Source organism: Paenibacillus nuruki, from assembly GCF_963311185.1.
Taxonomy (GTDB): domain Bacteria; phylum Bacillota; class Bacilli; order Paenibacillales; family Paenibacillaceae; genus Saccharibacillus; species Saccharibacillus nuruki.
Genome location: NZ_OY725677.1, coordinates 3,979,875 through 3,996,904, shown reverse-complemented (window position 1 = coordinate 3,996,904; position 17,030 = coordinate 3,979,875). Strand labels below are relative to the sequence as shown.

Here is a 17,030-nt window from a genome sequence, read left to right as displayed (position 1 = left end):
CTATCTATATATCTTTAGTATATCGTACATATTGACTTCATAAATAAAAAGATAAAATGGGATTATACCATGTTTATGATACTTTACTCTATGTTCTTATAAAGCGCTTACCTCTATAGTTAATCGTATTGAAGGCGCTTCATCAGATCTACATATGGAGGGAAATAATCATGAATAAAATTACTTTTATCGGTGCAGGTAGTACTGTATTTGTCAAAAATATTTTGGGTGATGTGATGTTAACAGAAGCTTTGCAAGGCTTTGAACTTGCTCTATATGATATCGATCTCAACCGTCTGCAAGAATCAGAAAATCTATTAAATAGTATTAAAAACACCGTAGGCAGTACATGTGAAATTGTGACGTATCAAGACCGTAAAGAAGCGCTACGTGGCGCTAAATATGTGATTAATGCGATTCAAGTCGGCGGATATGATCCATGTACGATCACTGATTTTGAAATTCCTAAAAAATACGGATTACGTCAAACGATTGCAGATACGTTAGGCATAGGCGGGATCTTCCGTAATTTGCGTACGATTCCAGTGATGCTTGAATTTGCGAAAGATATGCGTGAAGTCTGTCCGAATGCTTTATTTTTAAATTATACCAATCCGATGGCGGTATTGACCAATGTGATGAATACCTATGGTGGGATTCAGACAGTGGGATTATGCCATAGTGTACAACAATGTATTCCGAACTTATTTGAAGCGCTCGGTATCGACCAGACGGGTATTCAGGCAAAAATCGCAGGTATTAATCATATGGCATGGTTACTTGAAGTGACGCGAGATGGTGTCGATCTCTATCCTGAAATTAAACGTCTTGCCGCTGAAAAGCAAAAAACCAAACACGATGATATGGTACGTTTTGAGTTGATGTTAAGATTCGGTTACTATGTGACCGAGTCATCTGAGCATAATGCAGAATATCATCCGTATTTTATCAAGCGTCAGTATCCGGAATTGATCGAGAAGTTCAATATTCCATTAGACGAATACCCACGTCGTTGTGTAGAGCAGATCAAAGGATGGAATGAAATGAAAGAACAATTATTTGCGAGTGAGCATATCCAGCATACACGTAGTATGGAATACGCTTCTTATATTTTAGAAGCAATCGAAACAAATACACCGTACAAAATCGGAGCCAATGTGATGAATACTGGTCTGATTCCGAATTTGCCAACAGAAGCTTGTGTGGAAGTGCCTTGTCTGGTCGATGCTTCAGGTGTAACGCCAACATATGCAGGCAATCTACCTCCACAATTAGCGGCGTTGAATCGGACAAGTATCAATACTCAATTGTTGACGATCGAAGCGGCGATCACAGGTAAAAAAGAACATATTTATCATGCGGCTATGCTTGATCCTCATACTGCTGCCGAGTTATCAATTGACGATATCGTGGCACTGTGTGATGAATTAATCGAAGCACATGGAGATTGGTTGCCTAAATATATCTAAAAAGCTAGCGAGAAATATAGCCGAAATGGTACTCCTATGCTCCACAGGCATGTTATGATGAAGTCTAACATCACTTTGAAGAACATAGGAGAATATACTAAATGATGAGTAAAAAATCATGGTCTTTGTCGTTACTGAGCGTGTTACTACTATATATAGGATTCATGCCAACGATGTATGGTGCAAGTTCGACATCGACTTCAAGCGCAGATATCTGCTCGACCAATACCAAAGTACGCAAACATTATATTAATGTCTCTGTAGCGACTTTATGGAAGCAGCCCGGATTAGAACGTAAATTAGATGCCCCTTCGTTATCAAGTCCAGTCGATATGAAAAAGTGGACGTCATCGATGTCTTCCACTACACAGCGTAGATGGTTAACTGGCAAAACAGAAACACAAGCTTTGTATGGACAAGAAGTACGCTTGTTACAAGTCAAAGGGGATTGGGCACAGGTCGCTGTTGTGGGACAATCGACACCCAAAAGCAAATATGGTTATCCAGGCTGGTTGCCTAAAGTGCAAGTTAGCACATTAAGTACTATCAATTATAGCCAGTGCCCTGTAGCGATAGTGAGTGCTAAGACAGCTCTTGTATACAACGCCGATCAGACCACCAAACGTATTGAAGTTAGTTTTAATACACGTTTTCCTGTGATTGCTCAAGAAGGGAACTGGATGCAAGTCTGGACACCGGATGAAAGTAAGTCATGGATAAAGCAATCAGACGTGGCGGTATATGACTCATTGAAGGATATCCCTAAGCCAACAGGTGCTGATCTGGTAGCAACAGGTAAGCAATTTCTAGGATTGCCTTACTTATGGGCAGGTATCTCAGCCTATGGATTCGATTGTTCTGGATTTACATCGACGGTGTACGGTTATCATGGTATAGTCCTACCTCGTGATGCTTCAGCTCAGATCAAAGAAGGTACAGCGGTCAGCTGGAATGATTTACAACCGGGAGATCTGATGTTCTTTGCAACTAAAAACGGCAAAGGTAGTGTGCACCATGTCTCCATGTATATTGGGAATGGACAAATGATGCATTCACCAAAAGCAGGTAAAACGGTAGAAATCATTTCAATCAACACAAGCGCTTATGCTAAAGAATTTGCAGGTGCTAGAAGATATCTTGATTAAAATGATGCTCAAAATCAAAGATTAATCAGAACTCTATGCCTTGAAAAGGGTATAGAGTTTTTTATTTGAATTTTTTTAATTGAGTATTGATATTTTCAAAAGAATATTTCCAACTAAATATAGATGAATTTGCTTTATAAAATGTTCTAAAGGTTCCAAATGTTCTTTATGTTCTTTATATTTTATAGTATATTGAACATATCAAACCAAAGGAGCTGATGCTATGAGTACTTTAAAAGAGCGTCAACATGATCGAACGCTTTTGGAAAAAATGATAGCAAACGAAATGCAAGTAGATCCTGAATTGGCACATGAATTACTAAAAGATTATATTTTGCAACAACAGATAAAACGTAATCAAGAGCGATTAAAAGCAAGAAAACTGTCTAACCAGAAGATGCAAGAATTTAATAAGAAAATGGAACAGAAAGCAATGCAGGAAAATATTGAGCGGATTATAGAATACAGTGATGAAGAATATAAAGAAGAATTACTTTTGAATTATCCTAAATATTTCAACGTGCGTGAAGTTTCATTATATAAAGGGATTACTCCACAGCAAGTACGTCGAAATTGTATAAATGGAAAATATCAAGCCGAGCAAGTAGCAGGGGAAAACTCATCTTGGAGAATCCTAACAGATCAATTTAAAGAAGAAAATGATTTTTTCGATTTTATACAACAAAGAGCTGAGAAGTTTAAAAAGGTATCTGAGGCTTCTCAAATGGCTGTAGAATTATGGACAGAATCTCAAAATAGTATACAAATAGAGCATAAAAATAATGAGTAATCATCCTCTACTTTCAACAACATATGTACTAGATACTAATCTATTTAGATACCATACGGATAAAAGAAATGATGTTAATGTTAAAAAACATCGAAAAGCAGCTATTGATTTTTGGAATAAAATAATAGAGGAGTCGACTAATCAAGAAGCCGATGTTCTTATCCCTCTAGAGGTCAAGAATGAGTTACTTGTGCAAAGAAATCAGTTGAAAGATTCAGTGAATCAAAAGATTGATGAATTACTAAATCACTTTGATATGGATCATTATGTATTACCGTCAGCTATAGAATTAGAACTACGCTTGTTAAGTAGTTATGTAATAGGTAATTATCGCGATGTTATTCAACCTGTTGAAATAAATGGAAACGAGCCTTATAAAGTTACTTACTTGCAAGCTTCTGACGATCGCATTTTGGCTTCTGCTTACATGAATGAAGGTGTATTAGTAACTCGAAATATTAAAGATTTTATTATTTATCTTCTTCTATGTCCATCGGGATCTAAGTGTTTATATGATTTTGTTGAAAAGCAATACATTACTATTCCACAAGAAGCTAGGGATAAAGTATTACAAGATGTGAAATTTCAAGAAATGAAACGTAGTATCGAATCTGCTTTGTTATTGTAAAGTATGAATGAAATTCTAAATAATCGAATAAATAAAGATCATCAGAACATGCGAAGTGAATATTAACTTTGCATGTTTTTATTGATTTCTTTTTTAAATCAAATAATTCATATAAACATTAATTAATTTACATATAAATAAATAATTAGCTTGAAATAATCCAATAAACGCTATATATTTGTTTGTAAGCGTTTTTATAAACAAAAATTATATTGAATTACTAAATATAAAATATTCTAAAAGATAATAAATGTATTAACGATTAAATATCTTGCATCCAAAAGGAGACTCATTAATGACAAAACACATGTGGACCAAAACAAGTCTGCTGGCATTAACAGCTGCATTACTTTTACCGGTAGGGCCAGCATGGGCAAGTGATAATGGCAATACATTAGCAGCGTCTGAATCTACAACCAATCAAGCAATTCGCAATCAAGCCCCTACATACCAAGAAGCTTCTGTACATGATCCGTCTGTGATTCGTGTCGGCGATGAATTTTATATTTTTGGTTCTCATTTAGCATCTGCCAAGTCTAGTGATCTCATGAACTGGCAAATGATCTCTTCTGGTGTCGCCAATGGTAATCCGTTGATTCCAAATGTGAAAGAAGAGCTTAAAGAAACATTCGATTGGGCACAGTCAGATACCCTTTGGGCAGCAGATGTGATCCAGTTAGCAGATGGCAAATTTTATATGTACTACAACGCTTGTAAAGGAGATTCTCCTCGTTCGGCATTAGGAGTAGCGGTCTCTGATAATATCGAAGGGCCTTATAAAGATCAAGGTATTTTCCTCAAATCAGGGATGTGGGGCGAAGTTGGAGAAGGGGGTACGATCTATGATGCTACCAAAGATCCAAATGCGGTTGATCCCGATACCTTTTTCGATAAAGAAGGCAAGTTATGGATGGTGTACGGATCTTACTCTGGCGGTATCTTTATTCTGCAATTAGACCCTGTGAGTGGTAAGCCTCTTCCAGATCAAGGTTATGGTAAAAAGTTAATCGGTGGCAATCACAGTCGTATTGAAGGGCCTTATATGTTGTATAGCCCTGAAACCGATTATTACTACCTGTTCTTATCTTTCGGTGGACTGGATTCATTCGGAGGATACAATGTGCGTATAGCTCGGTCGCACAATCCGGATGGGCCTTTCTATGATGCACAAGGTAACGATATGACCAATGTCCAAGCCGATCCAGCCAAGCCACTATTCGATGATGCTTCGATTGCTCCATATGGTGTGAAAATTATGGGGAATTATCAGTTTGAACGTGCGATTGGTGATCCGGGTGAAGGTATCGGAGCTAATGCGGTGTCACCCGGGCATAATTCAGCCTATTATGATGAAAAAACAGGCAAGTATTTTCTGATTTTCCATTCACGGTTTGTCGATCGTGGGGAAGAGCATGAAGTACGTGTACATGAAATGTTTATGAACGATCAGGGATGGCCTGTTGTGGCTCCTTATCGTTATGCAGGAGAAGCCGATCCTACTTCAACCGTTCAAGCCAAAGATATCTCGGGTGAGTACCAGTGGATCACGCAGGATAAAGAAATCAGTGCGAGTGTCCATTCATCAGTGACTGTGCAACTGCAAGCCGATGGTCAGATTACAGGAGCCGTACAAGGCACATGGACATTGCAGGGCGATCATGATGTACAGATTAAGATAGGCAATGTGCAATATGATGGTGTCTTCTTACACGAGACAAACCCACAATCAGGTGAGACTACGCTAACCCTAACAGCGCTATCAGAAAGTGGTGTAGGTGTGTGGGGTAGCCAGATGCAACCCAGAAAAGACAAGCAATTCGTATCTGCTGTGGATAAAGATCTTGATCTGGGCGATATTAGCAGTGTGTTCTATAACCTTGATCTACCTGCTAAAGGTACGCATGACACGCAAATCACATGGAAATCATCCAAGCCAAACATCATCTCCGACAAAGGAGTCGTGACACGTCCTGAAGCAGGAACAGGTAATGCCAAAGTCACGATGATTGCAACGATCACCAAAGGCGATGCCAAAAAGAATAAAAATTTTAAAGTGACTGTGTTAGAACAAGGACGTGGCCCATTATTAGGTGAATATCACTTTGATCAGACGTCCGGTACAACTGTACAAGATAATACGTACAATCATTATGACGGTACACTTCATGGAGCGACTTGGACAACAGCAGGTAAGCAAGGTGGAGCAGTAGAGCTGAATGGTGCTGACGGTTATGTACAATTGCCAGGAACCGTTACCGATGGACAAGACTTTACATTTGCCGGTTGGGTGAAATGGCAAGGTGGGGCGCCATGGCAACGTATTTTAGACTTTGGGGACGGGATGAATAGTTTTATGTTTTTGACGCCTTCTCAAGGAACAGGGATGCAGTTTACGATCCATCAGCAAAATACGGATCAAAATCTAATCACTTCAACACCGCTTCCTTTAAATGAATGGGTACATGTAGCAGTCACTATTGAAGGAAACACAGGCAAATTGTATGTGAATGGGAAGTTGTCTGCAACCAATGAAAAGATGACTTTTAATCCGAATGAACTCATGACTCGTGAAGCATATTTAGGCAAAAGTCGCTTTGCAGCAGATGCGTATTTCAAAGGTGCCCTAGATACAGTGCAAATTTATAACAAAGCGTTAAGCGAAGCAGAAGTTCAAGCGTTAGCAAAATAAATGACTCGTGAATCACAAATAGAATGACAGACTAATCATGTACCAATCCAAAGGTAGTCATAAAAATCAAATAGCAAAAAAGCGTCGAGTGCTGTATAGGCTCGACGCTTTTTGCTGTTCTCACAGAAACAGTATCTACATTTGTAAAGTGTATTACATCATAGGTCTTCCTGAATACATGATACAGAGAAATTGCAATCAACTGAGATTAGACCAAATGCAAATGCTGTTCAATCTGATCAGCCATATCCCAATCTTGTTTGGCTTTTTCAGTTTCTCCTAAAAAGTCGTAGATATAAAAACGATTGCGATAATACAATGCACTTGTCGTAGGATCACATTCTATTGCTTTGCTGTAATCCGCTAGAGCCGCTTCATAATCTTTGAGCCTTTGATAAGCAAAACCGCGGTTATTGTACGATAAAGCATGTGTGGGATCAATAGAGATTGCTTGATCTAGGTACTGAATAGTTAATTCGTAATCTTTATTGTCTAGACAATACCAACTACACTCAAAATAAATCCAGACTGCATCAGGTTCAATCTCCATTAAGCGATGATAATCATGAATCACCCATGAACGGTATCCTTTGGCTTTGTACAGCGCAATTCGATTAATATAAGCTTGCTTATTGTGTTCATCTAGTTCTATCGCTCTCGCATAATCGTGTAAAGCCAGTTCGTCTTCTTGCTTGCATTGATAAGCCCAGCCACGACTTACATAATATTTAGATGTATTAGGATAGAACGTAATAGCCATATTATAATCTTGAATCGCTAAATCATATTGTTGACGATGAAGATAGATCAATCCTCTATTGTTGTAAGCTCGTGCTTGATTCGGTTGTAGCTCTATAGAGCGTGTGTAATCTTCAAAAGCCAGATCAGCACGATCATACACTTCATTATGAATCCAACCTCGATTGTAGTACGCATCACCATAACCGCTTTCTAAAGCAATATACGTATTCAAATCTTCCAGTGCCAGCGCATACTCTTGCAAATCGATGTACAATAGTGCCCGATTGTAGTGCATATCGATATTATAATCGCCACATTCGCTTGCTAATTGGTAATATTCTAACGCTCGCTGGGTATCCTCTATTTTGCCATAGTAGATTCCTAGATTCACATAAGCATTCGCATAATTGGCATCCAATTCGATTGCCTGTTCATAGTCAGCAACTGCTTGCGTATAGTTATCCACTCGGGCATAGGCGACACCTCGATTATAATACGCATTGGCATCGGGTTGAAGCTCAACAATCGTATTCGCATATTCGAGTGAACGATAAAGGTCTTTCTGTACAAAATAAATCTGACAACAATGATAATACGCATCGATATGTTTAGGATAACGATCGATCGCTTGATGGTAACTACGTAAAGCCAGATCTAAGCGTTGATCTTGTTCATATAACAATGCCCGTCCAAAATACGGAATATCATTTTCAGGATGATACTGAATCGCTTGTTGATAATCTTTAATCGCCAAAGCAGGTTGCTTCATATTCTCATAGACTTCCGCGCGCAAAATATGTATTCTCGCCAACAGCAAATCATCCGCAGTCTGAGCGATTAACATATTCAAGCGTACTAATTGATCATAATTATGTTCTGACTTACGAATATGATCCAATTGTTGCTGTACTTCTCGATGTAAGCTGAGATTGTGGCTCGCTTGTAATTGTACCTGTATCAAACGATACAGCTTTCGCAGACCTCTAACTGCATAGACCCCTATAGTAATCAATGCAAAAACAATACCAATTCCAATAACGATCCATATCGGATTCCATAGATCAGGCGTACTCCATACCAGAAGATAATGATTCATCAGCAACATCCCTTAATATTCTCAAATGTAGGAAATAGAATAAGTACATTATAAAGTTTTCCATATCATATATGAAAAAAAGATTAGAAACAATAAAAAAATGTCGAAAAAACACATATTTCTATTTGACATTCATTTAAATTCGTAATATGATTTGACCAGAAAACTAAATTGGTTTTTTGGTCATGGAGGTAGAGCGAATGAATGATATACTAAACCAGAACCACCATTTGGAAGAAGAGTCTTCTTTAGAACAAATGTTGACGCTATTCATTTTTGGATCACTGGAGGATATCATGATGGAAGAAATATATGTAGACGAACGACGTTTGAAAATTTTAAATGCAGCTAAACAGGTGTTTTCTTTGTTTGGTTATAAAGGAACGACTGTGGAGCATATTGCTAAAACAGCAGGCATTAGCAAAGGTGCAATCTACCTCTTTTTTGAGACCAAAGAAGATATTTTAAAAGCGATCATTCATAATGTGAATGATGATCTGGCTCAAACGATTGATGACAATATGGCTATAGAAGGAACGATTCATGAAAAGCTTCATCATACAATACAGGGGTGTATGCAGTTCCGTAAAGATCATGAATTATTAAATAAACTCGAGCAAGAAGCTGTTGAATATTCGACAGAAGCTTCTAAGAACGCACTGGCAGAGATCAATTGTGAGACCGTTCATTTTATCGCCAGTCGCTTGGAAAAAGCGGAACAAGAGAATTTGATTCAAGTACCGGATAAATTATTAACTGCTTTCCTATTGTGCCGTATGTATGAAGCATTGGTATTTGAATGGGAAAAGTTTGGTGATCCGTTGTCAGCAGATGAAGTGTTGGAACAGATTAAACGATTTATTTTATAACTATTTTTGGAATGATAAGGAGCAGATTAGAATGAAAATACGCAGTTTATCTGCTTTGTGCATCGTCTTAATGATGACTATTTTGAGCGCTTGTTCTACAGCAGATAGTCAAGCGCAAAGTGCCGAGCAAGCAAATGTGGAGTTAACCACTGTCAAAAAAGTAGCTTTAGATACAACCTATGATCTATCAGGAACATTAGCAACATCAGATGAATATCCAGTGTCTTTTGAAATTAATGGAACGGTAGAAGACGTTCGTGGCAGTGTAGGGGATACCGTGAAGCAAGGAGAGTTACTTGCTAATCTAGATCCTGCTGATCTTCAATTAAAAATAAGCGATGCAGCGCAAGCCGCTCAGCAAGCACAAGCCGGTATCTCTAGTGCACAAGCAACATTGAAAAGTGCTCAAGGTGGGCTAAGCAAAGCACAGGCTTCGAAGCAATCGGCAGCCGCAGGCGTAGCCGCTGCAAATGCTAAAGTAGAAAGTGCTCGTGCAGCAGAGCGTGGAGTCACCGATGGTGCACGTTCACAACAAAAGAATCAAGCTATTAATGCTGTTAACAAGGCACAGACGACATATAATCAAAACAAAATTGAAGCGGATCGAGCTTCTACTTTGTATCAAAATGGGCTATTAACTAAGCAAGAGTATGAGCAAGCACAGACAGCGGTAGAAGTCGCTGAGCAAAGTCTGAATGATGCAAAGCAACAACTATCTCTTTTACAAGAAGGAGCAAGTGCATCTGACCGTGCAAGTGCAGCATCAGCAGTTAAAGAAGCTCAAGCTGGCGTGCAATCTGCTGAAACAGGTATACAACAAGCAAATGCAGAAGTGGAGCAAGCACAAGCCGCGATTGCACAAGCACAAGCAGGTGTAGAACAAGCACAAGCAAGCTATCAACAAGCGATTGTCGCTCAAAAAGAAGCAGCGCTTAGTTTATCCAGAACGACATTGAAATCTTCTGTAAGTGGTGTGATTTTGGAGAAAGATATCTCAAGCGGACAGACTATCTCAGCAGGAACTCCTGTATTTACAATCGGTAAAGTGAATCAGCTTAAAGTATTGCTACCGATTGCAGACCAAGAATTGAAAAACTGGAAAGTCGGTCAAAAGATCAGTATCAATCTGTATGATCAAGTTCGTACAGGAACAGTCAAAAAATTATATCCAGCTACCAACAAAAATACCGGTTCAATCAATGCAGAAGTGGTCATTGCTAATCCACAGCAAGATTGGAAACCCGGGCAAGTGGTTAAAGCTTCACAGCAAGCTACAGGACGAACAGGCATTGCTGTACCTGCTTCGGCTGTGATCAGCACCTCGAACAATCCTTATGTATTTGTGAATCAAAAAGGAAAAGCAGTTAAAAAGACCGTTCAAATTGGTGAATTATACAATAATCAGTATGAGATCAAGTCTGGTCTACAAGTGGGTGATCAGATTGTCAGCAGCGGTGCCGATCGTCTAATGAATGGCGATGTGTTGCAAGTACAGAAGGGGCAATAACATGATTAATTATATCGTCAAAAAGCGCAAAATCACGCTGTTGTTTTTTATTGTTCTTATTATTGTAGGTGTAGCCAGTGGACTTCAATTACCAAAGCAATTAATGCCAGACGTTGTAGTCAAACAAGCGATGGTGACGACAGTCTATGCGGGTGCTAATCCAGATCGAGTCGAGCAGACAGTCACCAAGATTTTAGAGCAAAAAATCAAAGAAGTACCTAATCTCAAAACCGTTACATCTACATCCAGCGCAGGGGTATCGTCGATCTTAATCGAAGCACAACCCGATGCGGATGCAGAGACAGTCTGGAATGATTTGCGCAAAAAAATTCAAGATGTAGAAGCCGATTTACCAGATGATGCAGATAAGCCAATTGTGAATGATAATTTAACCAAATCGTTTGTTCAATCTTTTGCATTATATGGTAAGTCTACTGATGATATTTGGGCATTGAATGACTTGATGCACACATGGGAAGATCAATTGCGTTCGGTTGAAGGTGTAACAGATGTGGTGATTGATGGTATTCCGGAGCAACAAGTACGCATCGATGCCGATATGAATAAATTACAGCAGTACGGAATCGCCTGGGAAAGTATTTTGCAAGCGATCCAGTCTTCTAATGATCGAGTACCAACAGGAACGATTGATAATGGTACACGGAGTTATGAATTGAATGTACCGCTTAGTTATGATGTAAATAAACTCAAAAAAATCGTGGTATATCGTTCAGATACCAAAGTGCCTGTGTATCTGGAAGATGTAGCGAATGTGCAGATGAGCCATGCCAAAGCAGAATACCTTTCTTATTATAATGGTGTTCCTTCGATTGCAATTAAGATTAGCAGCGAAGTAGGCTCTGATGTACCTACAATGTATGAACGTGTAAATACCAAAATGACAGAACTTCAAAAAACATTACCTGCTAATGTAAAAGTGACTTCGTTATTTGCACAAAAAGATGAAACCGATCGTATTTTCCATGCTTTAACGGAAGAGACTTTAATTGCGATTGCTGTAGTTGTTGTGATCTGTATGCTTGGCTTAAATATGCTGACTTCGTTATTTGTGGCTTTGGCGATTCCCGTATCAATAGCGATAGCCATGATCTTACTGCCTTCGATGGGGATTACGCTCAATCAGATGACGGTTGTAGGTTTGATCATTGTACTCGGTATACTGGTCGATGACGCTGTAGTAGTCAACGATAATATCGAACGGCGATTAAGTCATGGAGAAAGCCCGAGCGAAGCAGCAGTCAATGGAACCAAAGAAGTGGCGATCTCTATTCTGACCGCTACCTTAGCGACAATTGCTGCATTTGCTCCATTATTATTACTTACAGGTGATATTGGAGAATTTATTCGTCCGATTCCCGTGATTATTTCATTAGCGATGTTGGCTTCCATGGTGATGTCATTAACGATTATTCCTATTTTCCGTGAATGGTATGAGACCCGTCAATTGAAAAAAGGCAAAGCGACACGTAGTAATAAACCATCTGGTTTACTAGGCAAACAGATTCAAGGTGCCACCGATGTTTATGCGCATCGAGTGATGCCTAACATTTTGAAACGTCCTGTGTTCGTCGCTATCTTGGGACTTTTATTTAGTACCTTAGCGTATGTATTGGTGTTATTCACGCCTGTAGAATTGTTCCCTAAATCAGACAATGCAGAGCTTACGATCAGTGTACAGATGCCTTCAGGAACATCGATCGAAGAAACGAATGATACCGTACAGAAAATGGCGGCATGGGTTAAAAAACAGCCGGGTGTAACAAAAGTGTCTTCTTCGGCTGGAGGAACAGCGGCGCCACTATTTTCTAATATTACAAGTGTAGATAGTTATGGAACCAATCAAGGAGCTGTCGTATTAACAGGAGACAAAGACAAGTTAAATGTAGCTACAGCGTCTACACAATGGGCAACAGCATTGAAGAAAGACTTCCCGGCAGTCACGACTTCTGTCAGTATGACAGAGCTTGGTATCCCTGTAGGTAAGCCGGTATCGATTCGTATTTCAGGGAATGACTTGGCTGAGATTCGTAAACTTACCGATCAGGTAAAAGGTATCGTGGCTTCAACCAATGGGGCTACCAATGTGAGTGATACGATGGGCATCGAAAGCTATTCGCTGGATTTTGTAGTGAATCAAGCAGCGATGGATCAATATCAAGTCACATACAAAAACTTAACTCAAACCTTATTAATGATGGGTACAGGGGTAAAAGTAGGCGACTTTGATACAGGTAAAGAGTTAATAGATATGAAGATCTATATGAAAGACTCTACCAAGCTCAATGCAGAAACGTTATTCCGTCAAGCCAATGTAACCAATGAAGCAGGTGTACAGGTTCCCCTTTCTCAGATCGGAGAGATGAAGCCTTCCTTCTCAATTAAGCAAATCAATCATTACAATCTGGAGCGCGTGAATACGATTGAAGCAGATGTATCCGGTCGTACCGCTACAGAAGTGATGGGCGATGTGCAGACTAAAATGGCAGGTGTATCGTTCCCTGATGGCTACAAATGGGAAACGGGCGGAGAAACATCCAAACAAAGTGATATCTTTGTCGATCTCGGTAAATTATTTATCGTCGTGATTATGTTGATCATTATTCTGATTACAATGCAATTCTACTCCCTCTGGATTCCTGTGATTATTATGACAACAGTGTATCTAGCGGCGGCAGGAGGAGTACTGGGATTATTTATTACCCGAACACCGATCGGATTTATGTCGATGATGGGTGTGATCTCCTTAGCAGGGATCGTTGTACGGAATGGTATCGTATTGATTGAGTTTATCGAAGATGCGCGTAAGGAAGGTAAAGAATTGAAAGAAGCGATTATTTTAGCAGCTTCGGCAAGATTCCGCCCGATTCTTTTGACTTCACTTGCAGCGATTGTCGCTTTGATTCCAATGGCGACGGTAGGAGAATTATTGTTCCGCCCGCTTGCAATAGCGATTATTTTCGGCTTATTATTCTCTACGGTATTAACTCTGTTAGTCGTACCTTCACTGTATATGGTACTGATCCGCTCACAAGAGAAAAGAAAACAACGCAAGTTGGCAAAAGAAGCAAAAGTATAAATAGAATCGATCAACAGATAATAAGGCGCTCTCAGGAGCGTCTTTTTGTTTATCATTTAGCAAATCGCACAAAATAAAAGTAACGATAAGTCATTTTTTACCTACTCAAGTGAACACAGTAATGTTATAATTTGGGTGATTTTCAATATGAGGCAAAGAATACATATCATATGCACTAACCAACTTCCAGACTGCCGCTAATCGGGAATTGCCACTTACATGATAAGAAAAGGGGTTAACCAATGTCCGACTTTCAACCACCACCGTATCCTCAAAACGATTCTAAAGATGTGCAAGACAATAAAGTGATGGCGATTTTAGCGTATATCATCTTCTTTATTCCTTTGCTTGCTGCTCGTAATTCACCATTTGCCATGTATCATGCGAATCAAGGATTAACGTTATTTTTAGTCGCTGTAGCGGCAAATTTAGTATTCTCCATTATTCCATTTTTAGGATTGTTACTTCCTTTTGTAAGCTTAGCTATTTTCGCATTTATGATTATCGGTATTGTTAATGCTTCTAAAGGCGAACGCAAACCGTTGCCATTGATGGGTAATGTTCAATTGCTTAAATAAAAAATAACTTCACAGTTCAATAGGTATACAGAAATCAAAAAAAACCTTTACTGCTCTATTATGCAGTGAAGGTTTTTTTGCGATATCCAAATATCTTAAGCGTTTGATTTATACAGATATAACTCAAAATCGTATTTAAATTACTGCCCTAACTGCTGGAACTGATTCATCAGTCCATTAATCTGATCGATTGTCTGAAAAATCTGCGAGTTATTTACTTTTTCTAGTGTAATCTGTCCGGCTTGAACTTGATCGATCAGTCCGTTGATCTCTGTGCCTAATGTTTCGTTATAACCAACAAGCTTCTGATGCAGATCTTGAGCAAAACCAGGGGCTTCAAGATTGGCGAATTGATTGATCTGAGTCTGCATTTGCTGTAACTCTTGCACCAGTTGAGTTCGTGCTTCTGTATCGACCACAGCTTGTTGTGTCATTTCAGGAAGTTGGCTAGAAAATTGAGAAGCTTGATCGATATAAGATGTTGCTTCACTCACATAATTGACGGATTGATTGACTTGATCGAGTGCAGAACAACCCGATAACAAGCTTATACTCAAAATAAGTAACAATAATCCTTTTTTCATGGTAGGTCACTCCTTTGACAGATATCGAAATCTTTTTGCAAAGTATCGTTATTAACGTATACTACTCTGAGAGGAACACAATGGTTTCATAAATATACAAGCCAATCTTAGAGCGACCAGATAAAGGGGACAAAACAAATGACAGATTCAACAACGATCGAACAGCATATCGCTGAATGGATGGTAGAACAGATCAAAAACAACGGTACATTAAAGCAAGAAGATGCGATTGCTTATGTACGTGCAGAGCATGGAGAAGAGTATATATTTACAAGTGAAAGTGGAAATGTCTCATTGTCCAAAGAAATCAAAAAAGCTTTTCGCAAGCACCATGCAGGTAGAGTCGCATGGGATCGAGACGGATTTTTCTGGGCATGGACATAATAGTGATCACAATCGTATCTAGCTGTTAAAAGCAGGATCATGGCGTAATTGTATGGACACAGTAGATGAGAAAGCGTTCATCCAAGCTCAGTCCATATCACACTTATTCTGGCGTGCTAAGCCAAGTTTCCATCTGTTGGCATATTCGATATACTTTACTCTAGTTGAAATGATCACTATCCATTGGAGGGAAATACATTGAACTCAACAGTAGTATTAGAACGCCAAAATGAGATTTTACGACGCAATATTGAAACGATGACGATTAAAAACAACAAAAATGGTCTAAGCCGTCAAGAAAGTAGCTTTTATCATACGATGGTAAAAGAATGGCATCAAAACCAGCGCGAGATCAATCATAAGCGTGATTAGATCATCAGGTACAACGAAGTAATATCGTCTGTACTGCTCTTACATAGGAATATGTGAATCATGATAGAGTAGTCATAAAATAAAGCATAAATTAGAAGTGTCTGCCACAGGTAGATGCTTTTTTTGTATGTTATGGAATGAATGGATAGTACGAATATTAAAAATAAGCAAAAAAATTTCAAAAAATGATCTTTAACTATTGCAAAGCCGTATATTCCGAGTATAATACTTGGTATATAGAAAAGGATGAAGGTGATGGTAACTGTGAATCGTATTCAAGCAATGATTTCCGAACGTAATGATGATTATTTGGATCTATTGAATTACGCGATCCAATTGGATGATGGACAGTGGCAAGAGGAGATTTTGGAATCGATGCGCAAGTTGAACGCTTCAGAAGAAACGCAACAGGAATGGGCAACAACCGAAGACCTGTGGAGACAATTTGATAAGATCAATTCCAGACTTACCGAAATCTACTATTCGATCCGAGCCAGTAAAGATGATGCAGATAAGCAGCGCTTATTGGAACAAATGTGGGAGCTTAAAATGCAACGCATTGATGTATCTCGTCAAATTAAATCCGAAACTTCTAATATAGAATGTTAATACTTTACACTGTATGTATACAAAAAAGTGCCAGATCATTTCGCACATGATCTGACACAAGTAATAATAGATGAAGTAAGTAATTGGATTTCGTAGATCTGATTAAACACAACAAGCTAGCTGTATTTCACATGGATATTGTGAATTACATGCTAGCTTGTTTCATGTCGCGCATCATTGTCATCATAGAAGTCATCATTTCGTCGCACTCTTGCAATTTACTCATCATCATATCCATATCCATGCCCATATCTTTCATGTTCATGTCCATGTTTTTACATTGTGTCATCATCATGTTCATGTTAGTCATTTTGCTCATCATATCTTCCATAGACATACCCATCATCATTTGCATACACATTTTATCCATTGGCTCATCTCCTCAAAGTATAGTGTCTTGCCCCTTGACTATACTATATCGCTCAGACAGTTACAATATAATTGGAAGATATGTTTCTTTATGCCAAAACGA

The 17,030-nt window shown here is 38.9% G+C and carries 15 protein-coding genes; 12 read left to right on the top strand and 3 right to left on the bottom strand.

The features are described 5' to 3' along the window. Positions 1 to 170: 170 nt before the first annotated feature. The 5 genes from RCP16_RS17710 (at position 171) to abnB (ending at position 6,721) form a co-directional block, all read left to right on the top strand. The gene (locus tag RCP16_RS17710) at positions 171 to 1,469 is read left to right on the top strand and encodes an alpha-glucosidase/alpha-galactosidase (protein WP_308640953.1); all 1,299 of its coding nucleotides are present in this window, start codon (positions 171 to 173) and stop codon (positions 1,467 to 1,469) included. Positions 1,470 to 1,570: 101 nt separating this feature from the next. After that, positions 1,571 to 2,614 carry a C40 family peptidase gene (locus RCP16_RS17705; protein WP_308640952.1) on the top strand — a complete coding sequence of 348 codons (1,044 nt, stop codon included), beginning with the start codon at positions 1,571 to 1,573 and terminating at the stop codon, positions 2,612 to 2,614. 223 nt (positions 2,615 to 2,837) lie between these two features. Then, positions 2,838 to 3,404, top strand: coding sequence for a hypothetical protein (locus RCP16_RS17700; protein ID WP_308640951.1), 567 nt, complete (start codon positions 2,838 to 2,840; stop codon positions 3,402 to 3,404). Continuing rightward, entirely contained in the window at positions 3,397 to 4,032 is a 636-nt protein-coding gene (locus RCP16_RS17695) for a PIN domain-containing protein (protein ID WP_308640950.1), read from the top strand. The genes RCP16_RS17700 and RCP16_RS17695 overlap by 8 nt, the downstream gene beginning before the upstream one ends. 295 nt (positions 4,033 to 4,327) lie before the next feature. Beyond that, the gene (gene abnB, locus RCP16_RS17690) at positions 4,328 to 6,721 is read left to right on the top strand and encodes an arabinan endo-1,5-alpha-L-arabinosidase AbnB (protein ID WP_308640949.1); all 2,394 of its coding nucleotides are present in this window, start codon (positions 4,328 to 4,330) and stop codon (positions 6,719 to 6,721) included. Between the two features lie 208 nt (positions 6,722 to 6,929). Here the strand turns inward: abnB and RCP16_RS17685 are convergent, their stop codons facing one another. Further along, positions 6,930 to 8,558, bottom strand: a complete 1,629-nt coding sequence (locus tag RCP16_RS17685) for a tetratricopeptide repeat protein (RefSeq protein WP_308640948.1) — start codon at positions 8,556 to 8,558, stop codon at positions 6,930 to 6,932. A gap of 200 nt (positions 8,559 to 8,758) precedes the next feature. Here RCP16_RS17685 and RCP16_RS17680 point away from each other — a divergent pair, with 200 nt between their 5' ends. The 4 genes from RCP16_RS17680 to RCP16_RS17665 all read left to right on the top strand — a co-directional run bounded on the left by RCP16_RS17680 (position 8,759) and on the right by RCP16_RS17665 (position 14,609). Continuing rightward, positions 8,759 to 9,427: a TetR/AcrR family transcriptional regulator gene (locus RCP16_RS17680; RefSeq protein WP_161594289.1), complete on the top strand. Its 669-nt coding sequence runs from the start codon at positions 8,759 to 8,761 to the stop codon at positions 9,425 to 9,427. A gap of 31 nt (positions 9,428 to 9,458) precedes the next feature. Then, positions 9,459 to 10,934 carry an efflux RND transporter periplasmic adaptor subunit gene (locus tag RCP16_RS17675; protein WP_308640947.1) on the top strand — a complete coding sequence of 492 codons (1,476 nt, stop codon included), beginning with the start codon at positions 9,459 to 9,461 and terminating at the stop codon, positions 10,932 to 10,934. A gap of 1 nt (position 10,935) precedes the next feature. Continuing rightward, a complete protein-coding gene (locus tag RCP16_RS17670; protein WP_069329696.1) occupies positions 10,936 to 14,031 on the top strand; it encodes an efflux RND transporter permease subunit in 3,096 nt (1,031 codons plus the stop codon). A 242-nt stretch (positions 14,032 to 14,273) separates the two neighbouring features. Continuing rightward, positions 14,274 to 14,609, top strand: coding sequence for a DUF4870 domain-containing protein (locus RCP16_RS17665; protein ID WP_069329695.1), 336 nt, complete (start codon positions 14,274 to 14,276; stop codon positions 14,607 to 14,609). Between the two features lie 140 nt (positions 14,610 to 14,749). On the opposite strand, the gene RCP16_RS17660 is transcribed toward RCP16_RS17665, so the two are convergent. Next, a complete protein-coding gene (locus tag RCP16_RS17660; RefSeq protein WP_069329694.1) occupies positions 14,750 to 15,193 on the bottom strand; it encodes a DUF6376 family protein in 444 nt (147 codons plus the stop codon). Positions 15,194 to 15,331: 138 nt separating this feature from the next. Here RCP16_RS17660 and RCP16_RS17655 point away from each other — a divergent pair, with 138 nt between their 5' ends. The 3 genes from RCP16_RS17655 to RCP16_RS17645 all read left to right on the top strand — a co-directional run bounded on the left by RCP16_RS17655 (position 15,332) and on the right by RCP16_RS17645 (position 16,558). Next, entirely contained in the window at positions 15,332 to 15,577 is a 246-nt protein-coding gene (locus RCP16_RS17655) for a DUF6953 family protein (RefSeq protein WP_069329693.1), read from the top strand. Positions 15,578 to 15,775: 198 nt separating this feature from the next. After that, positions 15,776 to 15,949, top strand: a complete 174-nt coding sequence (locus RCP16_RS17650) for a hypothetical protein (RefSeq protein ID WP_161594288.1) — start codon at positions 15,776 to 15,778, stop codon at positions 15,947 to 15,949. 255 nt (positions 15,950 to 16,204) lie between these two features. Then, complete coding sequence (locus RCP16_RS17645) at positions 16,205 to 16,558, top strand: hypothetical protein (RefSeq protein WP_083243674.1); 354 nt, start codon at positions 16,205 to 16,207, stop codon at positions 16,556 to 16,558. A 145-nt stretch (positions 16,559 to 16,703) separates the two neighbouring features. On the opposite strand, the gene RCP16_RS17640 is transcribed toward RCP16_RS17645, so the two are convergent. Next, entirely contained in the window at positions 16,704 to 16,928 is a 225-nt protein-coding gene (locus RCP16_RS17640) for a hypothetical protein (protein WP_069329692.1), read from the bottom strand. Positions 16,929 to 17,030 lie beyond the last annotated feature (102 nt).